The sequence below is a fragment of the Nonomuraea guangzhouensis genome, from assembly GCF_019396345.1.
In the GTDB taxonomy this organism is placed as follows: domain Bacteria; phylum Actinomycetota; class Actinomycetes; order Streptosporangiales; family Streptosporangiaceae; genus Nonomuraea; species Nonomuraea guangzhouensis.
In genome coordinates this window covers 30,719-48,726 of sequence record NZ_JAHKRM010000027.1, presented here as the reverse complement: position 1 = coordinate 48,726, position 18,008 = coordinate 30,719, and the positions used below count along the sequence as shown (strand labels likewise).

15 protein-coding genes are annotated in these 18,008 nt (G+C 69.3%); 7 read left to right on the top strand and 8 right to left on the bottom strand.

Annotated features, from left to right (window positions below; translation table 11 throughout):
• Nucleotides 1–141 precede the first annotated feature (141 nt).
• Complete coding sequence (locus KME78_RS44040; RefSeq protein ID WP_219535735.1) at nt 142–408, bottom strand: hypothetical protein; 267 nt, start codon at nt 406–408, stop codon at nt 142–144.
• Nucleotides 409–720: 312 nt separating this feature from the next.
• Between KME78_RS44040 and KME78_RS44035 the strand changes: the two genes are divergently transcribed.
• Entirely contained in the window at nt 721–2,163 is a 1,443-nt protein-coding gene (locus KME78_RS44035) for a carboxylesterase/lipase family protein (protein WP_219535733.1), read from the top strand.
• A gap of 155 nt (nt 2,164–2,318) precedes the next feature.
• On the opposite strand, the gene KME78_RS44030 is transcribed toward KME78_RS44035, so the two are convergent.
• Nucleotides 2,319–2,897, bottom strand: a complete 579-nt coding sequence (locus KME78_RS44030) for a TetR/AcrR family transcriptional regulator (protein WP_219535731.1) — start codon at nt 2,895–2,897, stop codon at nt 2,319–2,321.
• 94 nt (nt 2,898–2,991) lie between these two features.
• Between KME78_RS44030 and KME78_RS44025 the strand changes: the two genes are divergently transcribed.
• The 4 genes from KME78_RS44025 (at nt 2,992) to KME78_RS44010 (ending at nt 7,383) form a co-directional block, all read left to right on the top strand.
• On the top strand, nt 2,992–3,780 hold the full coding sequence (locus KME78_RS44025) for an SDR family oxidoreductase (RefSeq protein ID WP_219535729.1): 789 nt from the start codon (nt 2,992–2,994) through the stop codon (nt 3,778–3,780).
• A gap of 90 nt (nt 3,781–3,870) precedes the next feature.
• Nucleotides 3,871–4,992: an MBL fold metallo-hydrolase gene (locus KME78_RS44020; protein ID WP_246653234.1), complete on the top strand. Its 1,122-nt coding sequence runs from the start codon at nt 3,871–3,873 to the stop codon at nt 4,990–4,992.
• Nucleotides 4,974–6,206: an MFS transporter gene (locus KME78_RS44015; protein ID WP_219535727.1), complete on the top strand. Its 1,233-nt coding sequence runs from the start codon at nt 4,974–4,976 to the stop codon at nt 6,204–6,206. The genes KME78_RS44020 and KME78_RS44015 overlap by 19 nt, the downstream gene beginning before the upstream one ends.
• Nucleotides 6,207–6,435: 229 nt before the next feature.
• Complete coding sequence (locus KME78_RS44010) at nt 6,436–7,383, top strand: pirin family protein (protein WP_219535725.1); 948 nt, start codon at nt 6,436–6,438, stop codon at nt 7,381–7,383.
• Here the strand turns inward: KME78_RS44010 and KME78_RS66655 are convergent.
• Complete coding sequence (locus KME78_RS66655; protein WP_219535723.1) at nt 7,380–9,857, bottom strand: serine/threonine protein kinase; 2,478 nt, start codon at nt 9,855–9,857, stop codon at nt 7,380–7,382. The genes KME78_RS44010 and KME78_RS66655 overlap by 4 nt on opposite strands.
• A 79-nt stretch (nt 9,858–9,936) precedes the next feature.
• Nucleotides 9,937–11,046, bottom strand: a complete 1,110-nt coding sequence (locus tag KME78_RS44000) for an Lrp/AsnC family transcriptional regulator (protein WP_246653233.1) — start codon at nt 11,044–11,046, stop codon at nt 9,937–9,939.
• Nucleotides 11,047–11,189: 143 nt separating this feature from the next.
• Between KME78_RS44000 and KME78_RS43995 the strand changes: the two genes are divergently transcribed.
• Both KME78_RS43995 and KME78_RS43990 read left to right on the top strand, forming a co-directional pair.
• Entirely contained in the window at nt 11,190–12,647 is a 1,458-nt protein-coding gene (locus KME78_RS43995) for an MFS transporter (RefSeq protein ID WP_219535721.1), read from the top strand.
• Between the two features lie 38 nt (nt 12,648–12,685).
• Nucleotides 12,686–13,261, top strand: a complete 576-nt coding sequence (locus tag KME78_RS43990) for a hypothetical protein (protein WP_219535719.1) — start codon at nt 12,686–12,688, stop codon at nt 13,259–13,261.
• A gap of 252 nt (nt 13,262–13,513) precedes the next feature.
• Here KME78_RS43990 and KME78_RS43985 read toward each other — a convergent pair whose 3' ends face one another.
• The 4 genes from KME78_RS43985 to KME78_RS43970 form a co-directional block, all read right to left on the bottom strand.
• Entirely contained in the window at nt 13,514–14,155 is a 642-nt protein-coding gene (locus tag KME78_RS43985) for a hypothetical protein (RefSeq protein WP_219535717.1), read from the bottom strand.
• Nucleotides 14,156–14,552: 397 nt separating this feature from the next.
• Nucleotides 14,553–15,524 carry an ABC transporter permease gene (locus KME78_RS43980; protein ID WP_246653232.1) on the bottom strand — a complete coding sequence of 324 codons (972 nt, stop codon included), beginning with the start codon at nt 15,522–15,524 and terminating at the stop codon, nt 14,553–14,555.
• Nucleotides 15,521–16,489: an ABC transporter permease gene (locus tag KME78_RS43975; RefSeq protein ID WP_219535715.1), complete on the bottom strand. Its 969-nt coding sequence runs from the start codon at nt 16,487–16,489 to the stop codon at nt 15,521–15,523. Before KME78_RS43975 ends, KME78_RS43980 begins: the two co-directional genes overlap by 4 nt.
• The gene (locus tag KME78_RS43970; protein WP_219535713.1) at nt 16,482–18,008 is read right to left on the bottom strand and encodes a sugar ABC transporter ATP-binding protein; all 1,527 of its coding nucleotides are present in this window, start codon (nt 18,006–18,008) and stop codon (nt 16,482–16,484) included. Before KME78_RS43970 ends, KME78_RS43975 begins: the two co-directional genes overlap by 8 nt.

The window sequence follows — 18,008 nt, the reverse complement described above, 5'->3', positions numbered from 1 at the left end:
CCTGGCCTACCGGCAAAGGCGTTTCTTCGCGAGGGTGCGGCTCCCCCGCCCGGGGCCGGGATGGCGGCCTGAGCCGACCTTGTGGAACGGCAACCCGACACGAGTTCGACGCCCCGTAATGCCGGGTGCGGTCACCTGCGATCAGAACTCGTAACAGCGGGCGAAGGAGGCGGCGAAGGCCAGAAAGCCAACGAGAAAGGCGAGCGCGGCAACACCGAGGAGGACCAAGACCGACATCGCCACACCAGGTCTGTAGCGGAAGATGAGACCTCCTCCGAGAAGGGCCGCGCCCGCGATGTATCCGGTCAGCACAAGCGGGAAGAGCCCGAAGCTGTTACATCGGCCGAGATAGAGCCCCAGCGCCAGGGCGACCATGCTTAGGCCGAGCAACCCCAGCAGCATCGGCATCCTTTGCCCCATCGAAACTCCCGTCTCTTCCAGCTTGAGCGAAGATCTGGTGCATATCGATAATCGACCAACCCTGGGGCCAGCGCGGGCGATCTTCCTCAAAGGGTGCCTGGCCATGCGGTCGATTCCCGCGCGCGGAGATCCAGGTCCGTCGCCAGAAGAACCGGCGCTGGCGTCGGAATGACCGGCGTCACCGCCATCGCGCTTAATCTGATCCTGCTGAACGCATGGTGGACTGGCACCCCATCCGTGGCACCCGCGAGCATTCCTCACCAGACAGCGCGCTGAAGATCAATCGCAATGGAGGGCACAATGACGACGATCTCATCCGGCGAGATCAGCGGTCTCGATGACGGCGGTGTCGCGGTCTTCAAGGGCATCCCGTTCGCGAAGAGCCCGTTCGGCGAGCGTCGGTTCGCCGCGCCGGTGCCCCCGGACCCATGGGAAGGCACCTTCGAGGCCACCTCGTACGGCCCGCGCCCGCCACAGCCCGTGATGTTCCCCGGGCAGGCGCCATGGAGCTCGGCCGACGGGCTGGACATCCTCACCGTCAACGTCTGGACGCCCGAGCTCGGGGGTTCCGGGCTGCCGGTGCTGGTGTGGATCTACGGCGGCGCCTACTGGCTGGGCTCGGCCGACTGGCCGGACTACGACGGGGCGCGGCTGGCCCGAGACGGCGTGGTGGTCGTCACGTTCAACTACCGGGTCGGCATGGAGGGCTTCGGCCACATCGACGGCGCTCCGGCGAACCGGGCGCTGCTCGACCAGGTGGCGGCGCTGCGATGGGTGCGGGAGAACATCGCGGTGTTCGGCGGCGACCCGGACAACGTCACGATCTTCGGCGAGTCGGCGGGCGGCGGATCGGTGGCGGCACTGCTGGCGATGCCGCAGGCCGAGGGGCTGTTCAGGCGGGGGATCGCGCAGAGCGTACCGGGGATGTTCTTCTCCCCCGAGTACGCGGCCCGCGTCACCGAGTCGATCATGCGCAGGCTCGGGGGCGGCTCGCCATACGACAAGACGCCCGAGGAGCTGACGGCGGCGGCGAGCGCGGTCGCGAACGAGGAGATGCGCGGCAATGCCGAGCTCTGGGGGGCGATGGCGTATTCGGCGATGCCGTTCGCGCCGGTGGTCGACGGGGAGGTGCTGCCCGGGACGCCGTGGGAGGTGCTGGCGGGCGGGGCGAGCCGCGACGTCGAACTGATCGTGGGCTTCAATCGGGACGAATACCGGACCTTCCACGCGATGAACGGGGAATGGGACCTGGAGGGCGCGCTGAAGACGCTCGCCCCCGGCGGGGCCGACGCCGCCTACCGGGCCGGGCTGCCGGGGGTGACGGACGAGGAGCTGTACATCCGGCTGATGTCGGACTGGATCTTCAGGATGCCCAGCGTGCTGCTGGCCGACGCGCACACCGGGCCGACGTACACCTATGAGCTGACCTGGGCCCCCGACCCGGTGCTGGGGGCCTGCCACGGGCTGGACGTGCCGCTCACGTTCGGTACGACGTCGGGGCCGATCGCGACGATGATGGCCGGGGGCTCGCCGGATCTGGAGGGGCTGTCGGAGCAGTTCCGTACGGCCTGGACGCGCTTCGCCGGCACGGGCGATCCGGGCTGGCCGCGCTATGAGGCGGGGATCGGGATCACGCACCTGTTCGATGTGGAGCCGTCGGACGTGGCCGATCCCGAGGCGGTCTCGCACGCGATCTGGTCGGCCCGCGACTTCCGGCCGATCGGCAACGGAAAGGACTCCTGACGGGAGCTGTTAGGTCGGCCGCCGGCAGACTCACTCTCCGCTCTCCGCTCTCCGCTCTCCGCTCTCCGCTCTCCGCTCTCCGCTCTCCGCTCTCCGCTCTCCGCTCTCCGCTCTCCGGTAGCCGGTAGCCGCTGGAGAGTGAGCGGTTCGGCCGTCTAACTCAGACCCCGGTCGGTGCCGACGCCGCGGAGCAGGGTGTCGACCAGGAGCGTCGCCAGGGCGTCGGCGTCGTCGCCCTGGCTCTGCGCGGCCTCATGGATCAGGGCGTAGTAGACGCGCCTGGCCCACACCACATCCACATCGGCCCGCAGCAGGCCAGTGGCCTGCGCCTTGCGGAACAGCCGGTCGCACTTCTCCTCGACCGCCGAGTGCACTTGGGCCACCACGGGATCCGCTGACGCGCGGCTCATGCTGAACCCCCAGTCGATCTTCACCCGCAGCACGCTGGCCGTGACCTGGTAGAGCGCGACCAGCGGCGGCGTGGTCTCGGAGTTGGTGGAATCGACGGCCGCCGCGAACTGCCGGGCGGCCCACCCCTCCATCGCGCTGACCAGCGCGTCGCGGGACGCGAAACGCCGGTGCACGGTCGTGCGGGCGACCCCGGCCGCCTCGGCGATCTGCTCCATGCTGGCCGACGGATTCTTGCTGAGCACGCGCTCGGCCGCCTCGAGGATCGTGCGCACGGTCCGTTCGGCGTCCGAACGCAGTGCCCGTCCCTGCTGAATCGCTTCCACGATGAAACCATACACTCCAGAGTTGCAACACCACTGTTGCAAGTGCTACGTTCCTGGCATCACAAACGACGCAACTGCAGAAGGGCACACCGCCATGGACATGAAGCTCACCGGCAAGACCGCCGTCGTCACCGGCGCCAGCCGGGGCATCGGTCTCGCCATCGTCACCGCGCTGCGGGCGGAGGGGATGCGGGTCGTGGCCGGTTCGCGGACGATCTCGCCCGAGCTGAAGGAGACCGGCGCGACGGCGGTCGCCGTCGACCTGTCCGCCGCCGGAGGCCCGGCCGAGCTGATCGGCACCGCCCTGGCCGAGCTGGGCGAGCTCGACCTGCTGGTCAACAACGTGGGTGGCGGTGACGGCGGCGAGGGACAGCTGGACGGGTTCCTGGGCTTCAGCGACGAGCATTGGCACCAGACCCACGAGCTCAACTTCCTCAGCGCGGTCCGCGCCACCAGGGCCGCCCTGCCCAGCCTGCTGCGCCGGGGCGGAGCCGTGGTCAACATCTCCTCCAACGGCGCCCGCATGCCGCACGCCGGTCCGATCACCTACACCACGGCCAAGGCCGCGCTGACCGCGTTCGGCAAGGCGCTGGCCGAGGAGTTCGGGCCTCAGGGAGTGCGGGTCAACACCATCTCCCCCGGCGCGTCGCTCACCTCGATGTGGGAGGCCCCCAACGGCTACGGCGCGGCCCTCGCGGCCAAGATGGGCTTGGCGCACCACCAACTCCTGGCGGGACTGCCGTCGAGCATGGGAATGACGACGGGTAAGTTCGTCGCACCGGAAGAGATCGCCACCTTGGTGACCTATCTGGCCTCGCCGCATGCCGCGAGCGTCAACGGCGCCGACTACGTCATGGACGGCGGAGCGATCAAGACTGTCTGAATCTATCGCGATATATCGTCCAAATCGGGAACATCGGAGATATCGCGATCAGTTGAGGTGGGTGGACCGACTTTCAGGGGAGTGTGAGCGATGGCGGGAATGCGGACGGCACGACGGATCCTCGTAGGCGGAGCAGCCTTGGCCGCGGCGGGCTGGGCCCTCCGCGACGTACCCGCCGAGCTGGGCGTACGGCCTTTGACCTCGGGGCCGGACCGGGTGGCCAGGATGCGGCGCTCGCCGCAGTTCAAGGACGGCACCTTCTACAACCCGATGCCGGAGTCCACGGCCATGATGACCACGCCACCCGCCGGCCTGCTGCGCGAGCTGGCCAAGGACAGGGACCAGCGCAGACCAGGCGGCCCCATCCCGCTGCGCGTCCCGCCGACCGGTGACCCGTCGCCGACCGGCCTGAGCGTGATCTGGTACGGCCACGCGTCCACGCTGGTCGAGATCGAGGGCCGCCGAGTGCTGTTCGACCCCGTGTGGAGCAGACGGCCGTCGCCGTCGCAGCTCGTCGGGCCGAAGCGGCACCACCCGCTGCCCGTCCAGCTCAACCAGTTGCCGCCGATCGACGCCATCGCGATCTCGCACGACCACTATGACCACCTCGACATGACGACCGTGCGCTCGCTCACCGCGACGCAGAAGGCGCCGTTCCTGGTGCCGCTGGGCATCGGCGCCCACCTCGAACGGTGGGGCGTGCCCGCCTACCGGATCATCGAGCTCGACTGGGACGAGGAAGCCGAGGTCGCCGGGCTGCGCTTCGTCGCGACGGCCGCCCGTCACTTCTCCGGCCGCATGTTCAGCCGCAACGACACGCTGTGGGGATCGTGGGTCGTGGCCGGGGCGAGCAAGCGGGTCTTCTACGCGGGCGACTCCGGCTACTTCGAGGGCTATCAGGGCATCGGGTCGGCCCACGGCCCGTTCGACCTGACGCTGATGCCCATCGGTGCCTACAGCCCGGCCTGGCCCGACATCCACATGAACCCAGAAGAGGCGGTCAACGCCCACCTCGACCTGGGCGGCAAGCTGCTGTTGCCGGTGCACTGGGCGACGTTCACGCTCGCGCTGCACCCGTGGGCGGAGCCGGTGCAGCGGCTGTGGCGCGAGGCAAAGGCCCGCGACGTCAAAATCGTGGTGCCACGTCCTGGTGAGGCCGTGGACACCGACGGCGCCCCGGCCGTCGACGGCTGGTGGGAGACGCTGGGCTGACCACCTTCGAGCACACCCGGCGGGCCTGCTACGCCGGGTACATCACCCAGGCCATCGTCAACAACCTGGCGCCCCTGCTGTTCATCGTCTTCCAGACGCGCTACCAGGTGCCGTACGAGATGCTGGGCCGCCTGGTCCTGCTCAACTTCGCCACCCAGCTCGTCACCGACCTGGTCGCGGTCAAGGTGGTGGACCGGACGGGCTACCGGGTGCCTCTGGTGCTGGCGCACGTGTTCAGCGTGGCCGGGCTGGTGCTGCTGGCGGTGGCTCCATCGGCGCTGCCGTCCCCTTACTGGGGGCTGGCCGTGGCGGTCGTGGTCTACGGGATCGGCGGCGGGCTGCTGGAGGTCCTGGTCAGCCCGGTGGTGGACGCCCTGCCCACGCCGGAGGAACACCGGGCCGCCACGATGAGCCTGTTGCACTCCTTCTACTGCTGGGGTCAGGTCGCCGTCGTGCTGGGCACGACGCTGATACTTGCCTGGATCGGCGACTCGGCCTGGCAGGTGCTGCCGCTGCTGTGGGCCCTCGTACCCCTGGGCGGCCTTGCGCTCTTCCTGCGGGTCCCGCTGCCCGCGACGGTGCCCGACGAGCACCGGACCGGGCTCGGGACGCTGCTGCGGACCCCGTCGTTCGCGGCGGCGCTGCTGCTGATGCTCTGCGCGGGAGCGGCCGAGCTGACCATGTCGCAGTGGTCCTCGCTCTTCGCCGAGCAGGGGCTGGGCGTGGCCAAGGTGTGGGGAGACCTCGCGGGGCCGTGCCTGTTCGCGGTGCTCATGGGGCTCGGCCGGATCGCCTACGGGCTCTGGGGCAGCCGGATCCCCCTGCTGCCCGCCGTGATCGCCTGCGGCGCGCTGGCGACCGCCTGCTACCTCGCCGCCGCCCTGGCCCGAGACCCGGTGCTCAGCCTGGTCGGGTGCGCGCTGTGCGGGCTGGCGGTCAGCCTGATGTGGCCGGGGACGTTCAGCCTGACGGCCGCCCGCTTCCCGTTGGGCGGGGCCGCGATGTTCGGCGTCCTGGCGATGTTCGGCGACGCGGGCGCGGCGGCGGGCCCGTGGCTGGCGGGCGCCGTCGCCGACGGGGACCTGCTCGACGACGGTTCCGGCCTCCGCGCCGGGCTGCTGGTCGGCACCGTCTTCCCGCTCGCGGTCGTCGTGGTGGGCATCGCGCAGTCACTCCTGATCCGCCGCCGCACCGCTACCCCCGCCGAGAACTGATCCATGCAGTCGTGCAGTCACCACCGAGAGCCGATCCATGCAGGTCGTACAGCCCGCGCCGAGAGCCGATCTACGCAGCGGCACGGGCCGCGCCGAGAGCTGATCCGCCCAGTCGTACAGTCCGTGACGAGAGCCGATCCGCACGGTCGCACGGTCCGCGCCGAGAGCTCGTCTACTCAGACGTACGCTCCCCGCCGAGAGCTGATCTGGGCAGTCGTACAGTCTTAACGTGAGCAACCTGGAACAGGACCCCCGCGAGATCCGCTGCGGCGCCGAGACCGGTGACCCGACCGATGGCGAGACCGGGGGCGGGGAGACCGAGCTGCTCGCCGGACGTGCGGTGCCGCTGGGCGGTCCGCGTGGCATGTCGGTGAGCCGGACGCTGCCCAACGCGCACCGCCGCATGATCGGGGCGTGGTGCTTCGTGGACGCCTACGGCCCCGAGGTGGCGACGATGCGGGTGCCTCCGCACCCGCACACCGGCCTGCAGACCGTGAGCTGGCTGGTCGCGGGTGAGGTGCTGCACCGCGACAGTGTCGGCAGTCTCCAGGAGGTACGGCCCGGTCAGCTGAACCTGATGACCGCCGGGCGCGGCATCTCCCACTCCGAGGAGTCGCGCGAGACGCTGCTGCACGGCGTGCAACTGTGGGTGGCGCTGCCCGGTGAGCACCGGCGGACCGGGCCCGGGTTCGAGCACCACGCGTCACTGCCCGAGTTGTCCGGCCCCGGCTTCGCCGCCACGGTGATCATGGGGTCGCTCGGCGGCGTGACCTCGCCGGCGACCACCTTCAGCCCTCTGGTGGGCGCCGAGGTGGCCGTCGAAGGGAGCGCCGAGGTGCCGCTCGACGCGGGATTCGAGCACGGTGTGCTGCTGCTCGCCGGTGAGGTCGAGCCGCTGGAGGCGGGACCGCTGCTCTACCTGCCGCCCGGCCGTACCCGGCTGCGGTTGAGCGGGCGCGGACGGGTGCTGCTGATCGGCGGCGAGCCGTTCGGCGAGGAGATCGTGATGTGGTGGAACTTCGTCGGCCGCGACCACGACGAGATCGTCGCCTTCCGCAAGGAGTGGATGGAGGGCGAGGAGTTCGGCGCCGTCGAGGGCTTCGACGGCGGCCCGCTCCCCGCGCCCGTCCTGCCGGGCACCCGGCTGCGGCCCAGGGGGCGCGTGCGCAACGGCTAGTTCCGGTGTGTGAAGGTGTAGATCACGTCCATGTTCGAGCCGTTCGTCGGCATCTCGGCCAGCAGGCGCACCGCGGTGCCCGTGAAGTCGACCACCTGCACCTGCTGCTTCTCCCCGCTCGGGTCGGGCCTGACCCAGCAGACCAGGTGGCTGTCGTCGTACCAGGTGGCCAGACCGGAGCAGGGTGATTCGAGGCGCTTCAGCTCGGCGCCGGTCTGGGTGTCGTAAACGCAGTTGTTGCCGCTGCCCAGGCCAGGGCAGTTGGTGACGAACTGCTTGCCCGACGGCGAGAACAACGAGTCGGCGATGCCTGGGCCCACGTTCGGGATGCGGCGTATCCGGAGTCCGTTCTCGTCGAAGAAACGCAACGCCTGCTGCTTGGTGTCGTTCGACAGGGCCACCACCCCCGTGTCGGCGTGGTCGAAGCCGTAACGGATGCCGTGCAGCGAGCCCTCTCTGAGGGACGCGACCGTGGCCTGCCTGGTGGCGACGTTCACGATCGCGAACCCGGTCGACTGCCACACGCCCTTCACCGGGTTGCCGACGTTGAACAGCAGGCGGCCGCTGTCCCGCGACCAGCCCTGCACGTACGCGCTGAGCGGCTGGCGTGAGGTTTTGACAGTGAACGCCTCACCCGTCACCTTGTCGGTGATCTTGACGCTGTCGTAGCCGTCGACGAAGTTCTTGCCACGCTGGGCCAGGTACCTGCCGTCGGGCGACAGCATGCTCTCCCACATGTCCTGATATTTCGTGAACGATCCGGTCAGCGTGTCACGGGCGTAGTAGATCCAGTCCCGGGTCTTGGCGTCGCGGACCATATAGGTGGTGAGCCGTACGGCGTCGCCCGGGTTCTCGTAGATGACCGCGTCGGTGCCGGGGAGCGTCGAGGTGACCAGGTTCGCGGTGGGAATGGCCACCGGGGCCGGAGACGTGCTCTTCGCGCTCGGGGAGGGGGTGGGGGTCGGCGGGCCGGGCAGATTGACCAGCGCGACGGCCACCACGGCGATGGTCGCGACGATGGCCACGGCCGCGGCGATCGACGCCACCACGTAGCTCTTCTTGCCACCCGACCGGGATGGCTGAACCGGCGGGCCGACGTACTGCGGAGACTGCCCGGACGCGGTCGGAGAGACCCATTGCGGCTGCTGGTGCGCTCCCGACTGTGGTTGCGGCCCCTGGGGTGGCGGCCCATAGGGGTGCGCCGCCTGCGGGCCCTGCCCGTGCGGGCCCGACTGCGCATACAGGTCCGCACCCTGCGGCCCCGACGATGGCTGCGGCCCCTGGGGTGCCGACCCATGGGGGTGCGCCGCCTGCGGGCCCTGCCCGTGCGGTCCCGACTGCGCGTACAGGTCCGCACCCTGCGGCCCCGACGATGGCTGCGGCCCTTGAGGTGGTGGCCCAAACGGGCGCGCAGCCTGCGGGCCCTGCCCGTGCGGGCCCGGCTGCGCGTACGGCGCCGCCTGCGGTGGTGGCGGTTGCTGGTGCGGTCCCGGTTGTGCGTACGGCGACTGCCCGTAGGAGGGCTGTGCGTACTGGGGTTGCGGGTACGGGGGCTGGGGCGGGAACCCCTGCCGGGGCGGGAATTGCGGCTGCGGCGAGGCGGGGGGCGGGGGTGAGAAGCCGCTGACCACCGCGGCTGCCTGCTCCAATTCGGCGGGGTTCGACGTGGGGTGTTCCAGCAGCCGCATGATCACCTGTTCGGCGGTGGGCCGCCGGATGGGGTCCTTCGACAGGCAGGCGGCCACGAGTTCGCGCAGCGGCCCGGTCAGCCGGGACAGATCGGGCTCGTCATAGAGGACCTGGTTGACGATCAGCGGCACCGACTCCGCCTCGAACGGCCCGGTGCCGGTGGCGGCGAACACCATGGTGCTCCCCCACGCGAACATGTCCGCGGGTGGCCCCACCGGGTGCCCCAGGACCTGTTCCGGAGCCATGAACGCGGGCGTCCCCACCGGCGTGGACGTGATCGTCGAGGTGGCGTCGAGCGCCTTCGCGATGCCGAAGTCGATCACCCGCGGGCCCTCGCCGGCGAGCAGCACGTTGTTCGGGCTGAAGTCGCGGTGCACGATGCCCGCCTGGTGGATGGCCGCCAGCGCGGTGACGGTCCCGATGGCCAGCCGGTAGAGCGAGGCGTCCGCCCGCGGCCCCTCTTCGGCCACCACCTGCTGCAGCGGCGGACCTTCGACGTACTCGCTGACGATGAACGGCCGCTCCTCGTGCACCCCGGTCGCCAGCACCTTCGCCGTACAGAACGGCGCCACCCGCTGCGCCACGGCCGCCTCCCGCGCGAACCGCTCGGCCGCGACCGCGTCGCCCGCCAGGTGCGGGCGTAACCACTTGATGGCGGCTTGGTCGCCGTGCTCGTCGACGCCCAGGTACACGACGCCTTGTCCGCCTTCTCCCAGCCGTCCGCGGATCTCGTAACCTCCGAGACCGGCGGGATCTCCTGCTCTCAGCTCACTCATCGACGGCATGACCAAATTATGGACATGCTTCTTGCGAATGACTTAACTGCGCCAGCCGGTAAAATTACCGCTTGGACCGACAAACTCCTCAGTTTCCACGTGTGAACGAAGTGGCGGGGGTCAGCGGGCCCGCCGCCTTGACGGTGTGCAGTACGGGGGCCGTTTCGAGTGCGTGAATGGCGTCGAGGCCGCCCAGCCGGTGCGTGAGGTAATCGTGCAGGTCGGCGGGGCTGCGGCAGAGGGCGTTGGCCAGCAGATTGGTCCGGCCGGTGGTGGCGGCCACCAGGGCGAGTTCGCGGTGGCCGGCCAGGGTGGTCGCGACGCGGTCGAGGTGACCTGGTTGGACGGTCATCCAGAGCAGGGCTTGGGTGGTGGCTCCGAGGAGGACGGGCGCGACCTCGACGTCGAAGAAGAGCGCGCCGTTGGCGCGGAGGTCGGCGAGGCGGCGGGCCACCGTGGCTTGGGATACACCGGTCGCCGCGGCGAGATCGGCGTGCGTGGCCCGGCCGTCTCGGCGCAGAGCGTCGATCAGGTCATGGTCGGCACGCGTCAGTGGCGGCCGGGGAGCAGACGTATCAGTCGTCGGCGGTCGAGAAGTCGGCTCATCGGTCGCCGGTGAACGACTGGCTGGCGTGTCGGCCGCGTGTGAGCGGCTGGCCGGCGGGGCGCTCGCCGGTGGGCGGCTGGCCGGCGGGTCAGTGGCGCGGGGCGGTTCGAGCTGCTGTTGTTGCTCGTCGGTGAGGGCCTCGAGGTGTCCTCGCCACGCGGTCGGCCCGCCCAGGTACGTGTGCAGCAGGCAGTGGGCGGAGACCGCGGTGATGCTCGCTCTGCGAGGGATGTCGTGCAGCAGCAGCGTGGGTACGGCCTGCGTGTCGCTTGACGCGTGAATGACGGCGAAGATCTCCGTACCCCCGGAGGCCAGTTTGACCCACGATGTATCGGCTCGCCGGGCCAGCGACTGAGCGAGGTCCTGCACAGTGGACGGGGTGGCGGTGAGCCGGATCATCCACTGCGTCTGGCCTGCCCGGTCCGGGTTGGGGAGCCCGACCACACGAAGGGCGGCCTCGGCGCGCAGCCGGCGGTAGCGGCGGGCCACGGTCTGCGTCGAGGTACCGAGCACCTCGGCGATGCGGCCGAAGGGCGCTCGCCCGTCGATGTGCAGGGCGTGGATCAGACCTCGGTCCACCTCATCGAGCATGGGGATTTCCCTCATAATGCCGGCGGTCATGGAAGATACTCTCCAACATCACGCTCCAGATGGAACAACTGGCCCCTACCTCTCCACTCTGGGAACCCCGCCGAGCTGACGGCGTGAGTTCGCGGCACTGGAGAGGAATGTGAATGTCTGAACGTGTGATGGCGACCTACCGCTGGCGGTGGGTGGCGCTGGCGGCGTTGCTGCTGGCCGAGGCGATGAATCTGCTGGACTCGACGATCGTGCAGGTCGCCACCCCGGCGATCCGTGCAGACTTGGGTGGGTCTGCGGCAGACATGCAGTGGTTCAGCACGGCGTACACCTTGCCGTTCGCCCTGCTGCTGATCACCGGCGGCCGGCTGGGCGATATCGCCGGTCGGCGGCGGATCTTTCGGATCGGTGTCACCGGGTTCCTGGGCGCGTCGGTGGCCTGCGCCCTGGCGCCCTCGGTCGGGATGCTGATCGGCTTCCGCGTCGTGCAAGGCGCTGCGGCCGCGGCGGTCATTCCGCAGACCATCGGTCTGATCCGCGCCATGTTCGATGGTGAGGAGACGTCCAAGGCCCTGGGCAGCATCGGCCCCGTCATGGGTCTGGCCGCTGTCGGCGGGCCGGTTCTCGGGGGCGTGCTGACGCACGCCGATCTGTTCGGCTCGTCATGGCGGGCGGCGTTCCTGGTCAACGTCCCGCTCTCTGTCGCCGTGCTGGCCGTCGCGCCGATCCTGATCGAGGACCACGCGCCGGCGCGACCGAGCCTTGACCCCGTCGGCACCGCCCTGGCGATGCTCGGCACCGCTCTGATCGTCTACCCGCTGATCGGGGCCGACACAGCGCACCTGTCAATGGGGACGTGGGGCGCTATCGGCCTCGGGCTGGCCGTGGTCGCCGGTTTCGGCCTGCATCAGCGGCGCAGTGCCGGGCTTGGCCGCAGCTCGCTGGTGGAGACCAGCCTGTTCGCGCACCGCGCTTTCCCGGCCGCGCTGGTGACGTCCACCCTGTTCTTCGCGGTGACGACCGGGCTGATGTTCGTCGTGGTCCTGCACCTGCAGCTGGGGTTGGGCACGGATGTACGCACCGCGGGCCTGACCATGGCGCCTTGGTCGGTGGGCCTGGCGGCGTCTTCTTGGGTCGCGGGCGCGTACCTGGTTCCTCGGCACGGACGGCGGGTGATGTTCGTCGGACTCGCCACGCTGGCGCTCGGCGTGCTGGCCGCCATCGCCGTGTACCACTCGGCCGGCTCCACTGGCTATCCCACGCCGCTGCTCGGCGCCCTGGGAGTCGCGGGTCTCGGTATCGGGATGTTCACCCCGTCGTTCTTCACCGCCGCGCTGAAGCCGCTCAGACCACAGGAGGTCGGCTCGGCCGCCGGCCTGCTCAACGCCGTCCAGCAACTCGGCGCGACGCTCGGCGTCGCCGTCCTGGGTAGTGTCTACTTCGATGGCTCCCGGTCGGGCTCGCCGGGTAGCGCGGTCCAAGTGACCTTCTGGGTCGCCGGTGGATTGCTCGTGGCGAGCTTCCTCTCCACCGTGCTGATGACAACGGTCAGCTCGCGGATACAGGATCATCCCTCGGGGAGTAAAGAAGCCCTCCTCGACCTCGACTCATAACGGAGCGTGCTGGAATGATCACCGCTAGGATTCTCGCCATGACAACCCTCCAAGAGCTGGGCGGCCGGGTGGCACGCCTGGAAAAGCGCGCTGACAACCAGCGAGAAGACATCAAGGTCTTCGGCTCAGAACTGTCGATGATCATGGAGACTCAGCACACGCACACGCTCAGACTCGACCAAGTGACGGAGACTCAGCACCAGCACACACTGAGACTCGACCGAGTGGAAGAGACTCAGCACCAGCACACACTGAGACTCGACCAACTGGCGGAGACTCAGCACCAGCACACACTGAGACTCGACCAACTGGCGGAGACTCAGCACCAGCACACACTGAGACTCGACCGAGTGGACACGAGGCTCGACCAAGTGGACGCGAGACTCGATCGAGTGGAGGAGAGACTCGACGGGGTGGATCGGAAGCTCGACGAGCACAGCCAGACATTGGCCGAGCACCGGGAGATCCTGGACACCCATACAGAGATCCTCGATACCCATACGGAGATCCTGGACGGCCACACGCGCACGCTCGACAAGCACACCCGGATGTTCGAGACGATGTTCGCCCACTTCGGCATCCCCCTCCCCACCGAAGACCCCCACAACAACTAGCGGCCCCGTCAGGCTGGGTCCAGCAAAAGGAACGGGGACCGTCTCTCGACGACCAGCCAGCATGTGCCTGAGCACATCCGCCTGATCCCCCAACGGTCCCCGCACAGTAGGGCAACACCGGCGCGACGCGCTCGCCGCTTCTCGCGAGACGCCATCGATCCGCCGCCGCTGCCACCTGACCCCCAGACACCTCTCCGGCGGTCGACTTGCCTCCGTAGGGCCCGGGGCTGGAGCGCCCCGGGCGACCCGACCTTACTTGTCGGAGAGCAACCGTCCGCGGAACTGCGGGTGGTCGGTCTCCCAGTAGCGCCAGCCTTCGATCCTCGACGGGATGCTCGCGATACCGGTACCGATCCTGACCTCGCTGCAGTTGTGGAGCCGTGCCCACTGTCCCCAGTGCACGCGGTAACCGAAGACGCGGTACCACATGTTTCCGTACTTGCCCTTGCTGATCGTCTGCGTGTAGTCGTGGCCCGTGAAGATCATGTGCCTCTTCTCGAGGTGCGGAGTGACCTCCAGGTTCACCGCGCGGACGATTTCATCAGTGGTGACCACGTTGCGGACTGCGGTGTCGTCCGACCTTCTGTGCGAGACGAACCTGTTCTTGTCGGCCTCCACGAACGCGAGCACTTCGAACTCGTGGTGGACCGAGACGGTCATCTCCCCGCCTGGACCGTCGGTGTAGCGGGTGCGCGGAATGAAGAAGTTGTGCGGCCTGAGGGAATGAACCCTGATGAAGGTGCCCGCCTCACAGCCACCCCCGTCTCCGACCAGGACCGGCTCGCGGAGTTTGTGGTCGAGGAAGTGGTGGTGGTCCCTGTGATCCCGCGGATCATCCCCGAAGGCCGGGTTGGTCGTGGTGCCGGCAAGGGCCACGGACAGGGATCCTGCCACGGCCAGCGTCATCATTCCTTTTGCCGAGCGCCGCCGCCGCGCCGGCTTGGTCGGTATGGCTGTGGCGTCGGTTTTGGGAGTATGCGTGAACATAGAGGTACCGTTTCTTTTGGAGCGCGGCCGTGACCGCGGCTAACCCATTGGCCGGAAGACGGCCCATACCTGCCCGCTGGGCGACCCAGCGTGACTGAAAAAATACTTACAGTCGCCATCGATCTCCTCCGGGCGCCACGCCGAAAAGGACTTCCCCGGACAGGGAAAGCAAAGGTGAAAAAACATCAGTGAATGCCTGACGCGGCGAGTTATCCCGCCGAACCACCAAACGACCCCGCCGAACCACCAAACGCGACAGCCCCCGGGAGTTCACCTCCCAGGGGCCGTGCCGATGTGACAGCCGTCACGACAGTCGTTGCGCCTTGCTCAGCAGCCGCTGCGCCACCACCACCAGCGCCAGGAACGCCCCGCTGACCACCTGCTGGAAGGCCGACGTCAGGTTCCCCACCTGGTTGATCAGGCTTTGGATCACCCCCAGCAGCAGCACCCCCGCCACCGTTCCGGTGATCCCGCCCGCGCCGCCGGTCAGCAGGGTGCCGCCGATGACGACGGCGGCGATCGCGTCCAGTTCCAGCCCGATGCCCAGGATCGTGACCCCGGACGAGAGCCGGGCCGCGTTCAGCGCGCCCGCGAGGCCCGCCAGCAGGGCCGACATCACGTACACGGCCACCTTGGTGCGCGCCACGGGCACGCCCATGAGCGCCGCGGCCTGCTCGTTGCCGCCGATCGCGTAGACGTTCTGTCCGAAGCCGGTCCGCTGCAACAGCACCATCGCGACCAGTGCCAGCGCCGCGGTGATGTACACGGGGTACGTCAGGCCGAGCAACTCCCCCTGCCCCAATGACGCGAAAGCAGGATTTTTCACCAAATAGGTGGTGGCCCCTTCGTCGGAAATGGCGAGCATCAACCCCCGCACACCCAACAAACCCGCCAATGTAACGATAAAAGGTGCCATACCGGTGCGAGCTATGACGAGGCCCTGCAACAGGCCGACCACCCCGCACGCGCCCAACGGTAACGCCAGCGCCATGAGCAGGCCGTACTGGGACCCGTAGGCCGCCAGCACCCCGCCCAGCACGAACAGCGACCCCACCGACAGGTCGATCCCGCCGCTGATGATCACGAACGTCATCCCGATCGCGATGACCGCCAGGAACGACGAGGAGACCACCACGCTGGCCGCGTTCCCCGCCGTGGCGAAGGAGTCGAAGGTCAGGCTGCCCACGATCACCAGCATCGCCAGCACCATGAGCGCCCCGTGCTGCTGGAGCACCCGGCTCACCTGCTCACGCCGTGAAGAGGCTATGGAGGTCATCGGTTCGCACGCTCCCTGGTGGCGTAGACGGCGGCCAGGATGATGACCGCCTGGACCATCTGGGTCCACGACTGCGGCAGGTTGTGCTTGATCAGCGTCGCCGCGAGCAGTTGCATGAGCAGCGCGCCCATGACCGTGCTGAGCACCCTGATCCGCCCGCCGGTGAGCGGCGTGCCGCCGACCACGACGGCGGTGATCGCCGACAACTCGATGAACAGGCCGAGCGACGTCGGGTCGCTGGCCTGCAGGCGGGCCGTCGCCAGCACCCCGGCCAGCGCGGCGAGCAGCCCGGAGATCACGTACACGATCAGCAGCACCCGTTTGACCGGCAGCCCGGACAGCTCGCTGGCCGAGCGGTTGCCGCCGATCGCGACGACCTGCCGGCCGAACGTCGTGCGCCGCACCACGAACAGCATGATCAGCGTCAGCGCCGCGGCGATCAGCACGATGATCGGGATCCCGGCCACCGAGCTGCTGCCCAACGCGATCAGGTCCGGGTTGCGGAACTCGACGAGCTGCGGCACCAGGACGTTCGCGATGCCGCGAATGCCGACGAGCAGCGCCAGTGTGGCCACGATCGGCTGGACGCCCACGTAGGCGACCAGGGCCCCGCCCGCCGCACCGACGACCGCCCCGCCGATCACGGCGACGATCAGCGCGGGCAGCGCGCCGTACCCCAGGTAGAGGGCGACGAGCGCGGCGGCGAGCGCCATGACCGAGCCGACGGACAGGTCGATGCCCTGGGTGCCGATCACCAGCGCCATGCCGAGCGACACGATCACGATGGGCGTGACCTGGACGAACTGGGTGCGGAAGTTCGACACGTCGAGGAAGTGCGGCGTGAACAGCACGTTGAACAGCAGCAGCGCCAGCACGGCCGCGTACACGCCGTAGTCCTGCACCCACGCGAAGATCCGCGGTTTGAGGTCGGTCCGCGGCGCCGGTTTAGAGGTGAGTTCAGTCATCGGACTGCTCCGCGATCGTCGCCATGATTCTCTCCTCGGTCACCTGGTCACCGGTCAGTTCCCCGACGACCGCGCCCTCGCGCAGCACCAGGATGCGGTCGGCGCCCTCGACCAGCTCCTCCAGGTCGGAGGAGATCAGCAGCACGCCCAGCCCCTCCTCGGCCAGCTCGTCGATCAGCGCCTGCACCTCGGCCTTGGCGCCCACGTCGATGCCGCGGGTGGGCTCGTCGAGCAGCAGCACCTTGGGACGTACGGCCAGCCAGCGGGCCAGCAGCACCTTCTGCTGGTTGCCGCCGGACAGCTCCGACACCAGCTGGTTCGGCGAGGCCGCCTTGATGCGCAGCCGCCGCATGAAGATCTCGACCATCCGGTCGATCTTCGCGTCGGACACCACACCCGCCCTGGCCAGGGCGGGCAGGGCGGCCAGCGCGATGTTCTCGCGGACGGACAGGGTCGGGACGATGCCCTCGGCCTTGCGGTCCTCGGGCAGCAGGCTGATGCCCGCCCTGATCGCCGCGGCCGTGGAGCCGCCGCGCAGCGGCAGCCCGGCCACGAGCACCTGCCCGCCGTCGAGGGGCATCGCGCCGACGATGGCCTTGGCGGTCTCGGTACGCCCCGCGCCGAGCAGCCCGCCGAGCCCCACGACCTCGCCGGGCCGTACAGACACGTCGATCCCGTCCAGGACGTGCCGCCGGGTGAGGCCGCGCGCCTCGACGGCCGGTGGCTCCTGGCCGTTCGCGGCGCCGTGGCGATCGCGGGAGAACCTGGTCAGGCCATCGGCTTTGACCTCGTTCAGGTCGCGGCCCAGCATGAGCGAGATGAGCTTGAGCCGGTCGAGCCCGGCGAGCGGCCCGGTGTGCGCGACGCGGCCGTCGCGCAGCACGGTGACCCGGTCGCACACCTGGTAGAGCTCGTCGAGCCGGTGGCTGACGTACATGACGGCGATGCCCTCGTCGCGCAGCCGCCTGATCACCCCGAACAGCGTCTCGACCTCGCGCGGCTCCAGGGAGGAGGTGGGCTCGTCCATGATGACCACGCGGGCGTCGACGGCCACGGCCCTGGCCAGGGCGACCATCTGCTGGGCACCGATGCCGAGCGTGCGCAGCGGCCGCCTGACGTCGGTGTCGACGCCGTAGCCGGACAGGATCCGGTCGGCTTCGGCGTACATCCTCGTGGCGTCGATGACCCCGAAGCGGCCGCGTGGCTCGCGGCCGAGCAGCAGGTTGCGGGCGACGCTCATCATCGGGACGAGGTTGACCTCCTGGTAGATGGTGGAGATCCCGGCGCGCTGCGCGTCGAGCGGTGTGCCGAAGGCGGCGGGCGCGCCGAGGTGGCGCAGTTCGCCGCCGTCGGGATGGTAGACGCCGGTGAAGACCTTGATCAGGGTGGACTTGCCCGCGCCGTTCTCCCCCACGAGGGCGTGCACCTCGCCCGGGAGGAGGGCGAGATGCACACTGTCGAGAGCGAGTACGCCGGGGAAGCGCTTGCTGATCCCCTTCGCCTCGAGAACAGCTGCCAA